The 17,953-nt window shown below is 44.6% G+C and carries 14 protein-coding genes and 2 pseudogenes; all 16 read right to left on the bottom strand.

The window, feature by feature from the left end; translation table 11 throughout:
• Nucleotides 1–52: 52 nt before the first annotated feature.
• The 16 genes and pseudogenes from HUN05_15305 to HUN05_15230 all read right to left on the bottom strand — a co-directional run bounded on the left by HUN05_15305 (nt 53) and on the right by HUN05_15230 (nt 17,935).
• Nucleotides 53–673, bottom strand: coding sequence for an IS6 family transposase (locus HUN05_15305; protein WDP86320.1), 621 nt, complete (start codon nt 671–673; stop codon nt 53–55).
• Nucleotides 674–687: 14 nt separating this feature from the next.
• Nucleotides 688–1,848: a hypothetical protein gene (locus HUN05_15300; GenBank protein WDP86319.1), complete on the bottom strand. Its 1,161-nt coding sequence runs from the start codon at nt 1,846–1,848 to the stop codon at nt 688–690.
• A gap of 56 nt (nt 1,849–1,904) precedes the next feature.
• Nucleotides 1,905–2,087: a hypothetical protein gene (locus tag HUN05_15295; protein WDP86318.1), complete on the bottom strand. Its 183-nt coding sequence runs from the start codon at nt 2,085–2,087 to the stop codon at nt 1,905–1,907.
• A gap of 102 nt (nt 2,088–2,189) precedes the next feature.
• Nucleotides 2,190–2,294, bottom strand: a pseudogene (locus HUN05_15290) (IS6 family transposase).
• Nucleotides 2,295–2,321: 27 nt separating this feature from the next.
• On the bottom strand, nt 2,322–3,536 hold the full coding sequence (locus tag HUN05_15285) for an ISL3 family transposase (protein ID WDP86317.1): 1,215 nt from the start codon (nt 3,534–3,536) through the stop codon (nt 2,322–2,324).
• Between the two features lie 444 nt (nt 3,537–3,980).
• On the bottom strand, nt 3,981–4,229 hold the full coding sequence (locus HUN05_15280) for a hypothetical protein (GenBank protein ID WDP86316.1): 249 nt from the start codon (nt 4,227–4,229) through the stop codon (nt 3,981–3,983).
• 53 nt (nt 4,230–4,282) lie between these two features.
• Nucleotides 4,283–5,227: a glycoside hydrolase family 130 protein gene (locus tag HUN05_15275; GenBank protein WDP86315.1), complete on the bottom strand. Its 945-nt coding sequence runs from the start codon at nt 5,225–5,227 to the stop codon at nt 4,283–4,285.
• Nucleotides 5,228–5,244: 17 nt separating this feature from the next.
• Nucleotides 5,245–6,597 (bottom strand): glycosyltransferase, encoded by a 1,353-nt coding sequence (locus HUN05_15270; GenBank protein ID WDP86314.1) that lies wholly within the window; start codon nt 6,595–6,597, stop codon nt 5,245–5,247.
• A gap of 29 nt (nt 6,598–6,626) precedes the next feature.
• A pseudogene (locus HUN05_15265) lies at nt 6,627–8,918 on the bottom strand (glycosyltransferase).
• Nucleotides 8,919–9,430: 512 nt separating this feature from the next.
• Nucleotides 9,431–10,621, bottom strand: coding sequence for a cardiolipin synthase ClsB (gene clsB, locus HUN05_15260; GenBank protein ID WDP86313.1), 1,191 nt, complete (start codon nt 10,619–10,621; stop codon nt 9,431–9,433).
• Between the two features lie 218 nt (nt 10,622–10,839).
• Nucleotides 10,840–11,877 carry a glucokinase gene (gene glk, locus HUN05_15255; protein WDP86312.1) on the bottom strand — a complete coding sequence of 346 codons (1,038 nt, stop codon included), beginning with the start codon at nt 11,875–11,877 and terminating at the stop codon, nt 10,840–10,842.
• Between the two features lie 86 nt (nt 11,878–11,963).
• On the bottom strand, nt 11,964–13,442 hold the full coding sequence (locus tag HUN05_15250; protein ID WDP86311.1) for a glycosidase: 1,479 nt from the start codon (nt 13,440–13,442) through the stop codon (nt 11,964–11,966).
• Nucleotides 13,443–13,609: 167 nt separating this feature from the next.
• Nucleotides 13,610–15,010: a glycosyltransferase gene (locus HUN05_15245; protein WDP88088.1), complete on the bottom strand. Its 1,401-nt coding sequence runs from the start codon at nt 15,008–15,010 to the stop codon at nt 13,610–13,612.
• A 184-nt stretch (nt 15,011–15,194) separates the two neighbouring features.
• Nucleotides 15,195–16,820 carry a chaperonin GroEL gene (groL, locus tag HUN05_15240; GenBank protein WDP86310.1) on the bottom strand — a complete coding sequence of 542 codons (1,626 nt, stop codon included), beginning with the start codon at nt 16,818–16,820 and terminating at the stop codon, nt 15,195–15,197.
• Between the two features lie 35 nt (nt 16,821–16,855).
• Nucleotides 16,856–17,143 carry a co-chaperone GroES gene (locus tag HUN05_15235; GenBank protein ID WDP86309.1) on the bottom strand — a complete coding sequence of 96 codons (288 nt, stop codon included), beginning with the start codon at nt 17,141–17,143 and terminating at the stop codon, nt 16,856–16,858.
• Nucleotides 17,144–17,185: 42 nt separating this feature from the next.
• The gene (locus HUN05_15230) at nt 17,186–17,935 is read right to left on the bottom strand and encodes a cytidylate kinase-like family protein (protein WDP86308.1); all 750 of its coding nucleotides are present in this window, start codon (nt 17,933–17,935) and stop codon (nt 17,186–17,188) included.
• Nucleotides 17,936–17,953: the final 18 nt, after the last annotated feature.

Here is a 17,953-nt window from a genome sequence, read left to right as displayed (position 1 = left end):
ATCCGGGAACCGAAACCGTGACACAGAATTCTGAACATTCCCGGCGTAAAATTTACGCAGCATAAGAAAACAGATTTTCGACGAATTCTTTCTGCTTTAAAATTTCTCCCTTCCTGATATTTTTAACTTGTCCTTTTCTGATCATGTTCATAATTTCATAGCCTTTTAGCGTCCGCCAGGCAGAATGAAATGTCTTGAACCCCATACCAGCTCTGACAAGCTTTTTGATAAACCGGTGGTCTTGCTCAATAATATTGTTCAGATATTTATTCTGTCTTAGGATACAGTCCTTATTCAGAAGCTTTTTTTCTTTCAAAGCCTTTACTGCCGGAGGATATGCAGGATTTCCGTCAACACTCAGAACCCGAGGTCTGGAGCTATTGGAAGCTCGCAGCATCTTTTTAAAAAATCGTTTGGCAGATTCCATATTACGTCTGCTGCGAAGAAGAAAATCGATGGTATTTCCACGGGAATCGACCGCTCGGTAAAGATACTTCATTTTCCCCCGCACCTTGATATATGTTTCATCAATACGGTAAGAATCATTTGATTGCCGCAGATACTTCCTGCTTCGCTTTTCCATTTCAGGAGCATAGCGCTGAACCCATCGGTAAATGGTACTGTGATCCACAGACAAGCCCCGTTCTTGCATCATCTCTTCCAGAGGGCGCATTCCCATTTTCCCGGTTATACCGCTGGCACTGGATTGTGCATGTTTGCCATCTGCTTCAGGCAGTTCCAACGCCCTGCTTTATAAAATGATCGCAGCATAATCATTTTTTCTGCATTCTCCCGATACCAAAAGATGCATGGACCTTTAAGACGTAAATTCACGACTCTCCGAATCGAACTTTCAATAGCACCGCTGCCAATAGGTAAGTTCAACGCTTTTACAGTTGAGAAATTAAGCCTCAGTTCATTGCGCACAAAATAATCCCGTTCCGTCTTAATAGTCTTACTGTTTCTGCCTCTACAAAGCTTCTGGACGGCCTGTACCACCTCAATCGCCTTTCCCTTCAGCAGAAGACCTCGCTGCTTCGATACCCAGCGTTTGCGTTCCTTGGATGACCAGGTCTTCCTTAAGCCTACTACTGTACCCAGATGCTCAACTGCATGGTAGAAATCGAGAAGTTCATACACACGCTCAGGAGCCAAACCCAATGCTTTTAGCAGTCCGGGGATTCGATTCCAAATCCAATGTGCCCCATCTGCAACAAACAGTATTTTGTCTGAGTTCTGAATATGAAGGGAGTTCAAATAACCCTTTAACAAGTGGAATACACCATCCGGTCCATTGAAACAGCCATCAATAAATGGTGAAAAGCTTTTTTCTTGTTTTCCATGGGCGTCCACTACATAAATGATCAAAAGCTTGGGTTCTCGCCATGCCCCACGAAATCGGGTTCTATCCTTTTGGGTTTTTGGTCCCCTTTTCTTCTCTCTGAGCCGAGTGCGGCCACCATCAGTGCTGATAACGACTCGCCGCCCTTCAAGTAAATCTCCATCATTTAATGGGATTCGGCCCGCTTGTTGTTCGGCTCGAGCCCGCTCTGCGTACCGATAGGTCAGTTTACGGATGACCTTTATACCCAACGTCATCCCACGGTCACAAAGCACTTGACGGACTTCTTCAAAAGAACTTAATAAGGCTGACCAAGAACTCACCATAGAAGCCAAAGCAGGCGAGCAGCGATCATGGATTCCAAGAAGGATTAAACCAGCGTATGCACCTTTATATCTTTTTCCTTTTCGGCGGTCACAGGACCTTCGATAGTATCGAACATGAATATCAACCGAACTATCTGTACAAAGCTGAATCCAAACGGTCTCAAGCCCTTCGCTTTTCATCCGTCCCGGCCAATTGGACATCAATTCTTTTTCTTGGTCGACCTGTTCAGAGGAATCTACTGAGGCCTGGATCTTTTTTTTAAAAAAAAGGCGCTTATCCGATTTGTATACTCAAGGATTTCCTGCTCCATCTGTTCTAATTCGTTAGCGTTACGAACCAAGCGATTTGGATCTTCTTCCAGTTCTTTGAGGCATGCAAGGACTTCATCAACAGTATTACAATCTTCAGCTTTCTTCATTAGCACAATCCATTTATGTTCATTTCAGCGTAACAGAGGATATCATTCTTTTTGCTCTAAAAGACAGGCCTTTTTAAAACCGGGAAAATGGGAATGCGCCCCTTCCAGATTCCTGTAACTCAGTTGATATCTCAGATACCAGCGAACATTCAACAGGATGATTTCTTTTTCATAATGACGCCACTTGAAAGGGTTTTCATTTTTCATACTATCTCTCTGCAAATAAATTAGGGTTCATCCGATTAATGCGTACCTTTTATTGTGAAGGTCCAAAAGTTTCAACCTGAAAAACTCCGAATCCCTGTATCCATAAGCTTTCCGTTTCATGGTTTTTATCTTGTTATTTGTCCCTTCTAAAGGACCTGTAGATATCCTGTAATCATAGTATGAAAGGATTCTTTGCCTGTGCACAGCCAAGGTCTTGGCAAATTTCATCAACATTGAAATTTTGGAAATATTGGCCAGATTGATCCAATTGCTGACTATCTTTTCAGCTGTTTCTTTTTTCTTTTGATTCCATATTTGCCTGAGTTCCTCTTTCATGTAGTAGACTACCAATAGCGGCTGATTTATTTTCAATGCTTCTTCTAACCGTTGGGCCTCCTTCTTGTCATCACTGAGGTTTTCGGGATTTTTTAACAAAAGCCACCGGACTCCCTTCAGAAGTTTTTGTTGCCCGGTATTGGCAAGAAGGTTGTAGAGCTTTCGCCTGAAATCCGACAGTTTCTCATTGAACAATTTAACAACATGAAATCTGTCAAAGACAATTGCTGAACCAGAAAGATTTTCAATAACAGCACTCAAGTATGCCGGGGACATATCGATGCTGACGGCTTTGATTTTTGCTTTCGATATTTTCACTTTTGTCCAAAAAGATTTCAAAGCTTCACCACCTTTTCCTTCTCCCACGTGCAGAATTCTACCGGATTCCAGATCCATCACGATGGTCAAGTATTTATGCCCTTTCCCTATGGAAATTTCATCTATGGCAATCTGCCGGACTTTCTCAAGGGGGATATTTCGATAACGCCTCAGCAGGTCTTCTTTCTGGATCTGCTTTATCGTATCCCAGCTGATCCTTAAATGGATGGCAATATCTTTGATTGTCATGAACTGAGACAACTCCAAGACATACCGTTCAAAAGCCCGGGTATAGCTTTTCCCCTCCTGGGCAAAGGATAGTTTGATTTGCCGGACAAATTGACAGAACGAACACCAAATTCTCTGGATAGCCGTCCTGAGAATCACGGGTTTTGAACCTACCGGTATTGTTCTGAGATCTCTTGTCACAATCCCTTTCCTGGTGACGGACCTGGAATTACATTCCGGGCATTTTACCGCCTCCGGTTTTGGTATGAGTTCAAAAGTGATTATTCCACCGATGAAACGTGTTGTTTTATAAAAGTAGTCACGAAGGCCAAAGGCATGGTATATGAAGCTTGTGGACATTAATTCATTCTCCGATTTTGTGCGAATAACACAAAAAAATTAGAACATGATCATGTTCACACCATCATTTCAAGCATAAAAATCCTTACTGTGTTATTGCCTTCCCAGTGATGTTTCTCAGTCCAGGTACGCGATTTTCTGATGAACCTAAATTAGTGCCAAAACGGACTTGTATCAGACATTAATAATTTTTTGCAACAGAACCTTTTTAATCCAGTTTTCTCCTTCCTCCTTGCCGTATTCAATCCATGTGTCTCGTTTATCATTCTTGCTTGGTCTTGGTTTTTGGATTGATGGGCTCATTGTATTTCTCCTTTCGCAATTTTTTCCGGTTATCTTTGCATAACCCGCTGTTAAGGAACCGCTTTGCTCAGACAATTGAGCAGTTTTTTTAATCGAAACCTGCAATACCGTAGTCAATATCAGACATGGTAGAAGGAGTAATCAGTTCGCCTTTAAATGACGCTCAAAAATGCGTAAAAGGTCTTCATGCCGATTTGAAAAATCTCTTATCACATCTGCAATCAACAAACCTGCGCAGGTTTCACCCAGGCGGACAATCCTTAGTATGATCATGGATATGCGATCGGGATTATCCGGGAGATGGGGCAGGGGAAAGCCCCGGGCTGTATCCATGTTAATTTTGTTTGGTTTTCTTTTCACTTCAAGCTTATGATGTGAATTAAACGGCATGGTTGCATTTCCTTAAAATTAAAGGATGAGAAAATTTAAGAACGACCGTCAAATCATTCAACCGGCGGCCGGCCGGATTGAAGACAAAGAGACACAAGGTCGAAAATTTTTGCCGTACCCACACACATCACCGTATCAGCTCCCCCCCAGTAAATTTTTACGGTCCCGTCTTCCTCGGGAACAGCACCGCAGGTGAAAACCACATTGGGAACATAGCCGGTCTGTTCCCAAACCTCTTCGGGTTGCAGGATCCACTGGTCAGCCACCCCGATGATCCGGGCGGGGTCTTCAAGCTTGTGAAGGGCAACACCGAGCCTGTAAACGGTTCCGGACATGGTTTTGAAAACCCCGTGATAAATATGCAGCCAGCCCTTTTCCGTTTTAATAGGCGGTGCTCCGGGGCCGATTTTCATCTCATCCCAATGATAGACCAAGGGTTTCATCAATACTTTTGAATCCCCCCAGTGAATCAGATCCGGAGAATAGGAAATCCAGATGGACCAGGGGGATATTTCAGAGTGCGGCCGGTCAAGTCTCACATACCGGCCGTCAAATTTTTCCGGAAAAATAACCACATTGCGCAGATCAGCCTGGGTGATCAGGGCAATCCGCTCAATTTTTTCAAAATCACTTGTGCGGGCAAGGGCGATGCGAACCCCGTGCTGAGAATAAGCACTATAGGTAAGAAGATAAAAATCTTCCACAGGGTTTATCCTTAAGTCTTCCACGCCAAAGGATTCATATTCTGCAAAAGGTCCACCAGAAGCAGGCGTCAAAAAGGGTTCAGGTTTTACCTTGAAGCTAAAGCCATCCGGACTGTCCGCTCTTCCAATAATGGAGCGCCCATTTTCCAGATGAGATCGAAACAGCATGATATACCTATTTTTGTACTTGATCACCCCTGCATTGTGAACCGTTGCAACCGGGTAAGGAACATCCTCCCGGGTCAGTATCGGGTTTTTCGGATAACGGGTTACAATATCCTTTATTTTGTCCATTTAGGTCCTTTCATGGATCAAATTCTTCCGAAATCATCGGCCAGACGTTCAATATCATCTTCGCCAAAATAATCTCCGGTCTGAATTTCCATAAACACCAGGTTTTCCTGGCCATTATTTTTAATTCTATGAATGGATTTCCGTGGGATATCAACGGATTGTCCGGCGGTCACTCCGATTGTTTTACTGTCAAGTGTCCATTCTCCTTTGCCGCTAACGATATACCAGTGTTCATCTCGGTATTGGTGACGCTGAAGGCTCAGACGCTTTCCCGGATAGACCACTATTTTTTTATTTTTCACCGTATCTTCATCGGAAAGAACTTGATAAAAACCCCAGGGACGGTGGTCTTCACGTTTGGTTATTTCAAGTATCTGCTCATAAACACGGATATATTTTTTTACCATGCAGTCGATGGTGAAATGATCCGCCACGGTTCGCCTACAAAATTCACGGTCAATATCTCTGATGCGGTCAACCGCAAGGATTGCCTCTTCTGTACTGGAAACAAGAAATCCATTTTTATTGTCCTGGATAAGCTCGGGCATGCTCCCGCGACTATTAGCGATCACTGGAGTACCGCAGGCCATGGCTTCGATTACACTAAGGCCAAAGGGCTCGTTGAAATTGATGGGATGAAGTAGTGCATGTGCTTTGCCCAGAATTTCATTTCTTTTTTCAGGCCCTACACTGCATAGATAACTGACTGAACCATCGTCAATATATGGGTTGATGAATTTTTGAAAATAATCAACATCCTGAATTATCCCTGCCATGATCAGTCTTCTGTCGCATGCCCGGGCAATTTCAATGGCCTCTTTTGCCCCTTTGTCAGGATGGAAACGACCGAAAAACAACAGATAATCTTCTGGATTCGACTGGAAATCAAACTCTTTTATATCAATGCCGTGATGAATGGTGTCAATATATTCCAGACTCGTTGCCCGGTCCGCATCACTGATGGAAACGTAAAAGGTTTTTTGATTATATTTTTGATACACCGGTAAAATTCCCGGTGATGAAAAACCATGGATGGTGGTAACCACAGGCGTTTGCGTATGGCCGGTATAGGTCAGAGGCAAAAAATCAAAATTATTGTGAATGATATCAAACTCTTCGGCATGATCAAAGAGTTCAGAAATATGAAGGCATTCATATACTTTTGGGATAATGCTCGAATCCTCTTCATATCCCTTGGAGCAGACAGCATGAAGAGCGCTGCGTGTAATGGAATCCCCTGTGGCAAACAAGGTGACGTCATGACCGTTTTTTACCAGGGCTTCGGTTAAGAGTGAGGCCACCTTTTCCCAGGGGCCGTAATGCCGTGGCGGAGTCCGCCAGGCAATCGGTGACAGCATGGCAATACGCATTAATCTTTCCTTTATATTAATCGAATTAATCAGGAGGACTGATCTAACAGTTCATCTGCATAGAGTTTTTGTAGCGTCATTAGCGACAGCAACCAGGCAAGCGTGGATTCAGCCCCCTGGTTCTGGTTGATACCGTCCACCATCAATCCGTCCCGGCACCCCCCGTTCTTTGGGTCATACAGTGGCATATTCAAATCATTGTGCCCCAAAAACCAGTTAAAACACAGGACGGCATTTTTGACCCACTTGGGGTCCCCTGTTATGGCATAGGCTTCGGAGCAGGCCTCAACCATGGTTTTGGCTTCAATGGGCTGCTGATCAAACCGTGTCCGTTTCCCGCCTTTTTTAAACCAGCCATTGCAGCCGATGGGAGCGAAATGATAATCTGCCGTCTGGACGGCAAGCAGCCATTCAAGGCTTTTAATACCCATGGCGACCATATTTTGAACCTGCATCTTATGGCCGGAGACCAAAAGCGCATGGGGTAATTTGGCGTTGGCGTAATTTAATGTGTCCTCCACCCATGGCCAGTCTTGGGTTTCATTGGTATTAAACTGAGTAAATAACCGGTCAGCCAGGACATCCCGGATTTTTCTGGCCTCAGAGTCCCCGGAAAATCTATCCAGATAGGCATTCAGGCCCACCAGGCAAAAGGCAATGGCCCTGGGGGATAAAAAATTTTCAGTTGCTTTCAATGCTTTTTTAAACAGAACCGTACTCATTGCCAGATGGCCTGTGTTGTCCAGAAACGACACCGCTTTTCCCAAACACCAGATGGCCCTGCCATGGGAATCCTCTGATCCGATATCTTCGCTCCATTGTCTTGAATAGGTCATAAAATTTCGAAACCGGCCGTTTTTGTCATTGTAGGCGTATAAAAGAAATCCTATGTAATGACCGCTTAAGGCATTCAACCCCAAACCGTTGGAGGGCAAGTATTTTTGTCCCATGGCTGCCACCAGCAATGCCCTGGCATTGTCATCCGTACAATATCCATGGTGTCGGTTGGGGATGGTATGGTTGGCATGCTGCAGCATGCCGGTGTCATCGGTGAGCGCCTTGAAATGATCCAACTTGATTTCAGGCAGATCAAACCTTGTAATGGCTTTGATATCCTTCACATAGGCATGCCTGGGGCGCGGACGCCGTATCCGGTTTTGACGAACCTCATTGAACACCTAAAGATATTGCTGGGCCACCTGTCCCCATATGGCCTCACGAACAAAGGTGTATGCCTTCTTCCGCATGGCATGCCGCAGGGTATCATTGTCAAATAGCACATTAATCTGCTCTGCAAGGGCATTGGGATTGCTAAAGGGAACAATTTTTCCCCGGCCCTCGGCCAGCATTTCTATGGCATACCAGTATGGTGTTGAAATAATAGCCTTGCCGGTTCCCATGGCGTAGGCAAGGGTTCCCGAGGTAATCTGGGCCTCTTCAAGATAGGGGGTGATGTATATATCTGCGATACCTAAAAAGTCACACAACTCACGCAGTTCAACAAAACTATTCTGAAATATTACATGTTCACCCAGATTCAGGTTGTGAACGATTTGCTGGAGCATGATCCGGTATGCTTCGCCTTTGGCTTTCAACACATGGGGATGGGTGGTGCCAAGAACAATATATACCACTTCCGGATACCTTTCGATAACCGCAGGCAGGGACTTCAGAACCGTTTCAATACCTTTGTTCGGGGACAACAGGCCAAAGGTGAGCAATACCTTTTTGCCTTCCACGTCGAATTTATCCTTATGAAAACTTGAATCGATAAAGGGCATGTCCGGAATACCGTGATGGATAAAGGCTATTTTTTCCCGGGGTATGCCATAAATTTCATGGAGAAACCCCTCTGCCTTGCGGCTCATGACCACCAGTTTATCCGACAATTCTCCCAATTTAATCATCACGGTACGATATTTGTCAGAGGGATCTTTTAACACGGTATGCAGGGTGGTCACCAAAGGCATGTGAAGGTTGGATATCAGTTTGAGCAAATGGCTGCCTGCTGATCCGCCGAAGATACCGAACTCATGCTGGAGGCAGACAATATCGGTCTGACCGATATTTAAAAACTGGGCAGCAATGCCATAATCAGCCAGTTTGTTCTGATTGATTTCAAACCGCACTTTTTCAGGATATGCATACCCCTGGACTCTGTCATTCATTGCAACCGCCCAGCAATGGATATGGGGCGCCCGGGCGCAAAGGCCTTCAACCAAATCCCTGGTAAAGGTTGCAATACCGCATTGCCTGGGCAGGTAATTGCCGATGACGGCAATGGAATTAATCCCCTCAACCGGTTGTGCCTTTAATATCATTTTTCACCTCCTGTTTTTTTAGGATCAATCTTCATTGCACCATGTCTTCTGGGTCCAAACCATGCTGTATCCCCCGTCATTATCTTTGCGCCACCAGAACCAGGCGCAAGCGCATCAGATGATCTGTCCATATGAACGTCTTAAACAAAACCGAACACGCCGAACATGCTACCTATCCATAATACGGCAGCGACTACCAAAAAGATGTTAAGCATCTGTTTGACCTTCTTGTCCTTGGTGATATAAGCGTTCACGAACCACATCAGTGCCCCGATAATTACTAAGGTTATGACTAACTGCACAAGATCCATGATCTGTTCTCCCTTTGTTAAGTTCATATGTTCGGCGACACATCGGCATCTATATGACGCATATTATTTCAACATATGTGCCACAGAGACTTTTAATTGCAAAACGAGCCTATCTGCTTGATTTATTAATACAATTTATCTTCAAATATTCATTACTGCATCAGGGGTGGCCGATAAAAAAGGTCTCATCTGTCCAAAGGGTCATATTTGATCCTTTTTATGGCTGATCGCAGGATTGTCCGGGGCAGAACCCGCCATTCCCGTCATGAATCGCGCAAGGCCGTAACTTATCAAGCTTGCAATACGCTGATGTACGGGCCGGTTTTTAACGCTGCGCAGGTTTACCTGGCGGGCACCGGCACTAATCTCAGTCTTAAGGCTATGCTTTAATGTTCCGGCAAAGGTTTCATCATCAACAACGATGTTTGCCTCAAGTGACAGCAGCAGGCTGAAAGGGTCAAGATTCGAGGATCCAACCGTAGCCCAATGGGTATCGATTACGGCAACTTTGGCATGCATGAGGCTTTTATGGTATTCGTAAATTTTGATTCCTTGATCCAGAAAACTGCCATATAAGGCTGTAGAGGCATAGTGGAATAATCGATGGTCCATTCTTCCCTGCAAAAGTAAGATCACACGCACGCCGCGGGCCGCAGCATCCAAAAGAGCACGGCGAAACTTTATTCCGGGCAGAAAATAGGCATTTGCAAGAATAATTTCAGAATGCGCGCGTTTTATGGCCCGAAGATAAGCATATTCGATATCACGGCGATGCCGGATGTTATTGCGTACCAGAAAAGCGGCGCGCATGCCACCCCTGGATTCTGTGAACGGCGGTTGTCTGTGGGTATCCCGGTACCCATGGGGATACAGGCGAAGCCTGGCCACCCGCCGCCACATCCTTCGGGCAGCAATATGAATGGCACCCACCAGCGGCCCTTCCATACGGACGGCGTAGTCATACCGAGGGGCTGTTTGATCCGGGGGATCATTATCATCGATAATATTAATGCCTCCGACAAAGGCGACCTTCCGGTCGACAACCACCACTTTCTGGTGCAGACGGCGCAGGCGCATCCTTCGAAACGTCCAGGGAGATATGTTTGGCCGGAACTTCATCACCATGACGCCGGCGGCATTCAGATCGGCAACCATGGTTTTGGGTAAAAGATGCGAACCGAATCCATCCATGAGCACATGGGTTTTTACACCCCGCAAAGCCGATCTCTTCAGTGCTTCTGCAATGCATCGCCCGGTCGTATCATTTTTAAAAATATAAGTTATCAAATAAATATCGTACTCGGCCCTGTCCAAAGCTGCCTCAAGGGCCGGAAAATATGTATCTCCGTTTTGCAGAAGGGTAATATAATTATTTGGAATAAACCGGGTCACAGCAGTATTGTCCTCCTAAGGGGGGCTCAACTATAAAGTTGAGGGTTAGAATTTTTTTGTACCAAGCTATTAAAGAGGCGTTCTTTTCTAAACTTTAAGGAAAAATGTTAGCCGGTTGATGTAAAATCTTGTGTTCACTTCCTAACATGGCTTACTGTCAAAGGAGACAATTTCATGTTTTGCCGAACGAATTACTGCAATTATTTTCATTCCCATCTTCACACATTACCGGATTTTCCTTTTTGGCAATCAGACAAATAATGAACGACACCATACAGGGCTGCCCCTATGAGACCGGCCGTAGGGATTGTGATCACATGCAGTGGGATCTCTTTTATCAGACCGCTCATTCGACCCTTTTGATAATAAGCCTGCACGAACGCTTTTTCCTTTAAAAAAGGCAACACCTTTGCAGAAAGTCCTCCTCCCAGATAGACGCCGCTCTTGGCCAACACGCGCAACCCAAGATTTCCGGCTTCAGCTCCTAAAATTACTGAAAAAATCATGATTGTTTTAACACATATCAGGCATTCTCTCTCTGTGTTAAGGGCTGTCTCAATGATCAACGGGACCGGGTCTGTTCCCGCGGATTTGAATTCTTTCGTCAGCCAGGCCGGTTCTTTTTCATGGTTTTGGTCTTTCAAAAATCGATAAATATTATAAATGCCCTGTCCCGAACAGACTCTTTCGTAACTGACATGACCGTATTTTTTTTGTAAATACTCAAACAGATCGCACTCAATCTTACTATTGGGGGCAAAATCACCATGCCCACCCTCGGATGCAAAAGAAGCGTATGTCGCCCCGTCCCAGGTTAAAAAGGATTCACCAAGACCAGACCCCGGCGCAAGAATAGCCTTGTTTCCCTTACCCTTTTTTTTCCCGGCACTGAGTGTAAAAATGTCTTTGAATTTAAGCTCGGTCAATGCATAGGCGGTGGCCTCAAGATCATTGACGATCCTGACCGTCCTTAAATTCAACTCACTCTGTATTTTCTTTTCATCCAACACCCATGGAAGGTTGGTTATATGAGCCCTGCCGTTATCAACGGGACCGGGAACCCCCAAGACACAAAAACATAGATCCAGCTTCCGGCTGCCTAAAAATTGGGCAACCAGCGCTTCAATGCCTGAAAAATCAGCCGTTCGGAATTGAACCGGTGGTGAATAGGCAACCAAACGCCCGGGAAACGTGTAAAGGCATATATTTGTTTTGGTCGCGCCTATATCGGCGGCAAGAAAAACAGGATGATTCATCTTATCTCCCGGATGAATATAAGGGAGAAATTGGGTGCAGACCCACTATCAGTTCCCCATTATTAATTTCCTTTAAAATCAAAATCTTAAGCTGTTGCACGCATATGCTGAATCAATGTTTTGACTTTAATGGTTGCAATACCGGAATTTATATCCGACATGGCATATGGAATAACCAGTTCATTGTTGTGGATAATCGAACCGCAGGAATAGACAACATTTGGAACATACCCTTCCCGCTCTTTCTCTGTGGGAGCTAAAAGCGGTTGTTCAAGTCGGGCAATGACTTTGCACGGATTTTCAAGATCAAGGAGAACAGCCCCTATGCAGTACTGCCGCATGGGTCCCACGCCATGGGTAAGAACGATCCAGCCGTCACCCGTTTCTATGGGTGATCCGCAATTGCCGATCTGAATAAATTCCCAAGGATATTCAGGCATCTGGAGAACTCTAGACGTTCGCCAGAAGTGCAGATGTTTTGAAAACATAATATGGTTGTTTTCGCCATCCTGCCGTGACAGCATGGCAAATTGGCCGTTAATTTTTCTTGGGAATAAAGCCAAGCCTTTATTCTGTGCTGCCTTTCCGTTCAACATGGATATTTTAAAACTGATAAAATCTTTGGTTTCAATCAATTGGGGGAGAATGGTAAACCCATTATATGCGGTATAGGTCGCATAGTAGATTGATTCTCCATTTCCTTGAAAAAACTGAACAAATCTTGCATCTTCAATCCCGCGGCTCTCATTTTTAGAAACAGGAAAAATAACCCTCTCAGATATGCGATGATCTGAATGGAATGCGACCTCATAATTCGAATTGGAAAGCCAGTGGATGATCTCAAATGTCTTGTTCTGTTTATTCTTTGAAAATTGCGGATGTATACGCAGGGTGTTCATTTTCTTGATTAATTGTTCTTTGCTGAATACTTCAGGCAGCTCATTGAGAATATGGGTGCAGATATCATTATCCGCATTTATTTCCTTGAGCTTATGTTGAAAAATCCTGCGCTTGTAGGAAGGGTTTACCTTCAGAACCGGCGTTTCCACAAATTCACTGACCGGATCAAACCGGAACGTGTTATATCGGTTGAGCACACCACTTCTGAAAACAATGGAGGAAATATGACCTTCCCCGGTGGCCCGCAAGCTCATGACAAACCGCAGACTGCCTTTTTCAAGGTGACCTTGAATCGGATGAGGAACAATGGACGGATTGAATAGAGCTGCGGATTCAATGGCATACTCTTTTGTAAAGTAAGCGCCGATCAATGCTTTTTGAATATCACTTAGTACAAAACTTTTACCAATAAGTCCTTTTACCAAGTTAAAGTGTCGTTCAAAAACATAAGTCAGGTCTTCATGCCGCCCTGAAAAATCCTTCATTATCTGTTTTAATAATTTTTTGCTTTTCCCTATAGTCAGACCACAGATTCGTTCTATAATCAGGGATAGACGCTTAGGATCATCGGGAAAATGCGGCATTGTAATCACACGGGAGGTATCCCCGACAATTTTGTTGGGTTTTCTTTTTACTTTAAGTTTCCGATGTCGTTTCAGCAGCATACGTGTATTTCCTAATTTTAAGGTAAGGGAGATCCTCCCGGGCCAGTATCGGATCTTTAGGGTAACACCTTACAAGATCTTTCTTGTCCATTTCGGCCCTTTCATGGGTCAGTCAAATCCTTCCAAAATCATCGGCCAACCGTTCAATATCATCTTCGCCCAAATAATCACCGGTCTGAATCTCTATGAACACCAGATTTTTCTGGCCGCCACCAGGTGGCGTTATCATCCGCGCAATATCCATGCAATCTGTTGGGAATGGTATGATCGGCATGCTGCAACATGCCGGTGTTATCGGTCATGGACTTTAAGTGATCCAGCTTGATCTCAGGCAGATCGAACCGGGTGATGGTTTTGATATTTCCAACATAGGAATGCATGGGCTGTGGGTGCCGGATGCGATTTTGACGGACCTCCCTGAACACGTCAAGATATTTTTGCGAAACTTCTTTCCAAAGGGCTTCACGGGTGAAGGTATATGCTTTTTTACGCATGGCATGTCGCTGGGTATCGTTTTTCAACAGTTCATTAATCTGTTCAGCCATCGCATTGGGATGGTTGAATGGTACGAGTTTACCTCTGCCGTCTGCCAACATTTCGGTGGCATACCAATATGGGGTTGAAATAATGGCTTTGCCTGTTCCCATTGCATAGGCAAGGGTTCCTGAAGTAATCTGTGCTTCTTCAAGATAGGGTGTGATGTATATGTCTGCAATGTCGAGGAATTCACCCAGTTTCCCCAAGGTAACAAAATTATCCTGAAATATCACGTGATCACTGATATTCAGAGTGTGAACGATCTGTTGTAGCGTGATCCGGTATGCTTCCCCTTTGGTTTTCAATACATGGGGATGGGTTTTACCAAGAATAATGTACACCACGTCCGGAAATTTTTCGATGACAGCCGGAAGGGCCTGCAGTACAATTTCAATTCCCTTGCTCGGAGAGAGCAGACCAAAGGTGAGTAAGACCTTTTTGCCTTCCACCCCGAATTTATCTTTATGAAAACTTGAATCAATAAAGGGCATGTCCGGAATACCGTGATGTATAAAAGCGATTTTCCCCCGTGAGATACCGTAAATATCATGAAGAAAATGTTCTGCTTTTCTGCTCATGACCACCAGTTTATCGGATAATTTCCCCAGCTTGATCATGACGGTACGATATTCGGGAGAAGGATCTTTCAACACCGTATGCAGTGTCGTTACCACCGGCATTTGCAGATCTGACAGCAACTTGACCAGATGGTTGCCGGCGGGTCCGCCGAAAATACCAAATTCATGCTGGAGGCAGACCATATCGGTGTGGCTGATATTCAAAAACTGGGCGGCAATGTCATAATCAGCCAATTTGTTCTGATGGATTTCAAAACGCACTTTTTCAGGATATGCATATCCTTGAGCTTTATCATTCATTGCAACCGCCCAGGTAGAGATGTCCGGTGCCCGGGCAGACAATCCTTCAACCAGATCTCTTGTAAAGGTTGCAATACCGCATTGCCGGGGCAGATAGTTGCCGATAACGGCAATGGATTTGATGCCTTCAAATAATTGTGTATTTGTTAGCATTTTTACCATCCTTTCTTGGGGATCAATCTTCATTGCACCATGTCATTTCATAGGTCCAAACCCCTCTGATATTGGCTTCTGTGCAATCGTTCCAATATGCAAATTCCATTCACCATGGTCAGACACTTGGGTGAATTTTGTGTCAAGGATTTATCCATATGGACGTCGGTTTTTTAGCAGACGTTTACATCATTCCGCCCATTCCACCACCACCTGGCATTCCACCCTCTGCTTTTTTATCCGGCTTGTCAGCAATCATGGCTTGTGTGGTCAGCATAATAGATGCGACACTGGCTGCATTCTGGAGGGCAAACCGAACCACTTTTTTCGGATCCATAACACCGGCTTCAATCAGATCTTCATAAACATTGGTTCTTGCATTGTAGCCAAAGGCGCCTTGCCCCTCTTTGACTTTATTGATAACAACGGCACCCTCAACCCCTGCATTGTCGGCAATTTTGCGAAGCGGTTCTTCAATGGCCCTTGCAATAACGGCAATACCCAGTTTTTCCTCGCCTTCAAGGGTAAGCTTTTTAAGGGCAGGAATGCATCTGACAAGGGCCACACCGCCGCCCGGGACGATGCCTTCTTCAACCGCAGCACGGGTTGCGTTAAGAGCATCTTCCACCCGGGCTTTCTTTTCTTTCATTTCAGTTTCAGTGGCCGCACCGACATTAATGACAGCAACGCCGCCAACGAGCTTGGCAAGACGCTCCTGAAGTTTTTCTTTGTCATAGTCAGACGTGGTTTCTTCAACCTGTACACGAAGCATTTTAACGCGGCCTTCAAGGTCCTTTTGGGTACCAGCACCATCAACAATCGTGGTGGTGTCTTTATCAATGGTAATGGTTTTTGCCTGACCCAGATCCTGGATGGTTACATTTTCAAGTTTGATTCCGATATCTTCGGAAACAACCTGTCCACCGGTTAAAACGGCCAGATCTTCCAGCATCTCTTTTCTTCTGTCACCAAACCCTGGCGCCTTGACGGCCGCAACATTTAAAGAGCCGCGAAGTTTGTTAACAACCAGGGTGGCAAGGGCTTCACCTTCAACATCTTCGGCAACAATTAAAAGGGGTTTTCCTGTTTTGGAGATTTCTTCAAGAACCGGAAGAAGGTCTTTCATGGAGGAGACCTTTTTTTCGCAAATCAACACATAAGGATTTTCAAACGATACATTCATTTTTTCAGTATCGGTTACAAAATAGGGAGAAAGGTATCCGCGATCAAACTGCATGCCTTCCACAACCTCAAGGGTCGTGTCTATTGATTTGGCCTCTTCCACAGTGATAACGCCTTCCTTTCCGACTTTATCCATGGCATCGGCAATAATATTGCCGATGGTCTCATCGTTGTTAGCCGAGATGGTGCCGACCTGGGCGATGTCATTTTGATTTTTAGTGGGTGTTGCCATTGCTTCAAGGGTTTCAACGACCCGGGCAACGGCTTTATCAATGCCTCTTTTAATCCACATGGGGTTATGGCCTGCAACCACCAGTTTCTGACCGTTTTCATAGATAGCTCGAGCCAAAACGGTAGCCGTGGTTGTACCGTCTCCGGCCATATCAGAGGTCTTGCTGGCCACCTCTTTTACCATCTGAGCACCCATATTTTCAAACTTGTCTTCAATCTCAATTTCTTTGGCAACGGTTACACCGTCTTTGGTCACATCGGGTGATCCCCAGGATTTTTCAATCACCACGTTGCGGCCTTTAGGGCCCAGGGTCACCACGACAGCATCTGCCAGTGTCTGCAAACCTTTGAGCATAACTTCACGGGCTTTTGCATCATATTTTATTTCTTTGGCCATCCTAACTAATCTCCATTCTTTTCACGGGTTGTTGGTTATTCAATTATGCCCAAGACATCATCCTGACGCAGGATAAGATAATCTGTGCCCCCAATTTTTACATCGATTCCGCCATATTTACTGAAAAGGATACGGTCATCCGCTTTAACATCCATTGCAATCCGTTTTCCTTTCTCACCCAATCGACCCTTTCCTACGGCCACAACCGTTCCTTCTACTGGTTTTTCTTTTGCTGTGTCCGGAATAATAATACCGCCTTTGGTTTCCGTATCCTCTTGCCCACGCTGAACAAGGATTCTGTCACTTAATGGTCTTAAACTCATGATCAATTTCTCCATTATTCAAGTCTTTCATTGTGGTCAAAATTATTTTTTTTTGAAATTTACTTGAAATTTTTGTTCAAAGGCAGAGGCGATGACTTGAGCAATCTGGTGTACTGATTTGATGTGATCCATATTAATCATCAGATCAAATTCATCCGAAGAAGTTTTTTCCCTGAGATAAACCGCTTTAAAGAATTCATGATGTTCCTCATCAATAATATTTAATCGTCTCTCTGCTTCGCCTTTATCGATACCCAGCATATCTGCCAGTTTCTCAATCCGATGCTTCCTGCTGCAGACCAACTGTACTGACAAAATTATATGGCGGGGCAGAATCAAGTGGGTTCCCCGGCCCACAAATATAGTCGGCTCAGTATGTGACAATGCTGTAACCGTTTTTGCAAGCTGCTTGACATAATCATTTTTAAGGAATTTCTTTTCAATGGAGAGTGCCACAAGCAGTTCATTCATTTCTCCCGGAAACCGTTCGTCAAAAAACTTAATGATCTTTTCGGTTAAGGAAGAATCCTTTGCCATATGTTCTATAAGTTCTTTATCAATCACAGGATATCCGGTCCTTTTAGACAGGATATCTGCCACTTCTAATGCTCCGGCCCCGATACCTCGCGACAAACAAATGCAGTGTTTGGGTGAAAAATCTTTAAGCTTTTTCCTTTCTGCTTGTTCTCTTTCCCATTTCCGGACTTGTGTTCCAGCCCAATCTGAGGCACTCATCATTTTTCTACCATAATATCCAGGCGGATACGGTTTTTCGTTAGAAGACTTTTTCATATCTTTTATCTCCTTTAG

The sequence above is a fragment of the Desulfobacter sp. genome, from assembly GCA_028768545.1.
Lineage (GTDB): Bacteria > Desulfobacterota > Desulfobacteria > Desulfobacterales > Desulfobacteraceae > Desulfobacter.
The sequence above is the reverse complement of the archived record's forward strand: the minus strand, read 5'-3'. Positions and strand labels throughout refer to the sequence as shown.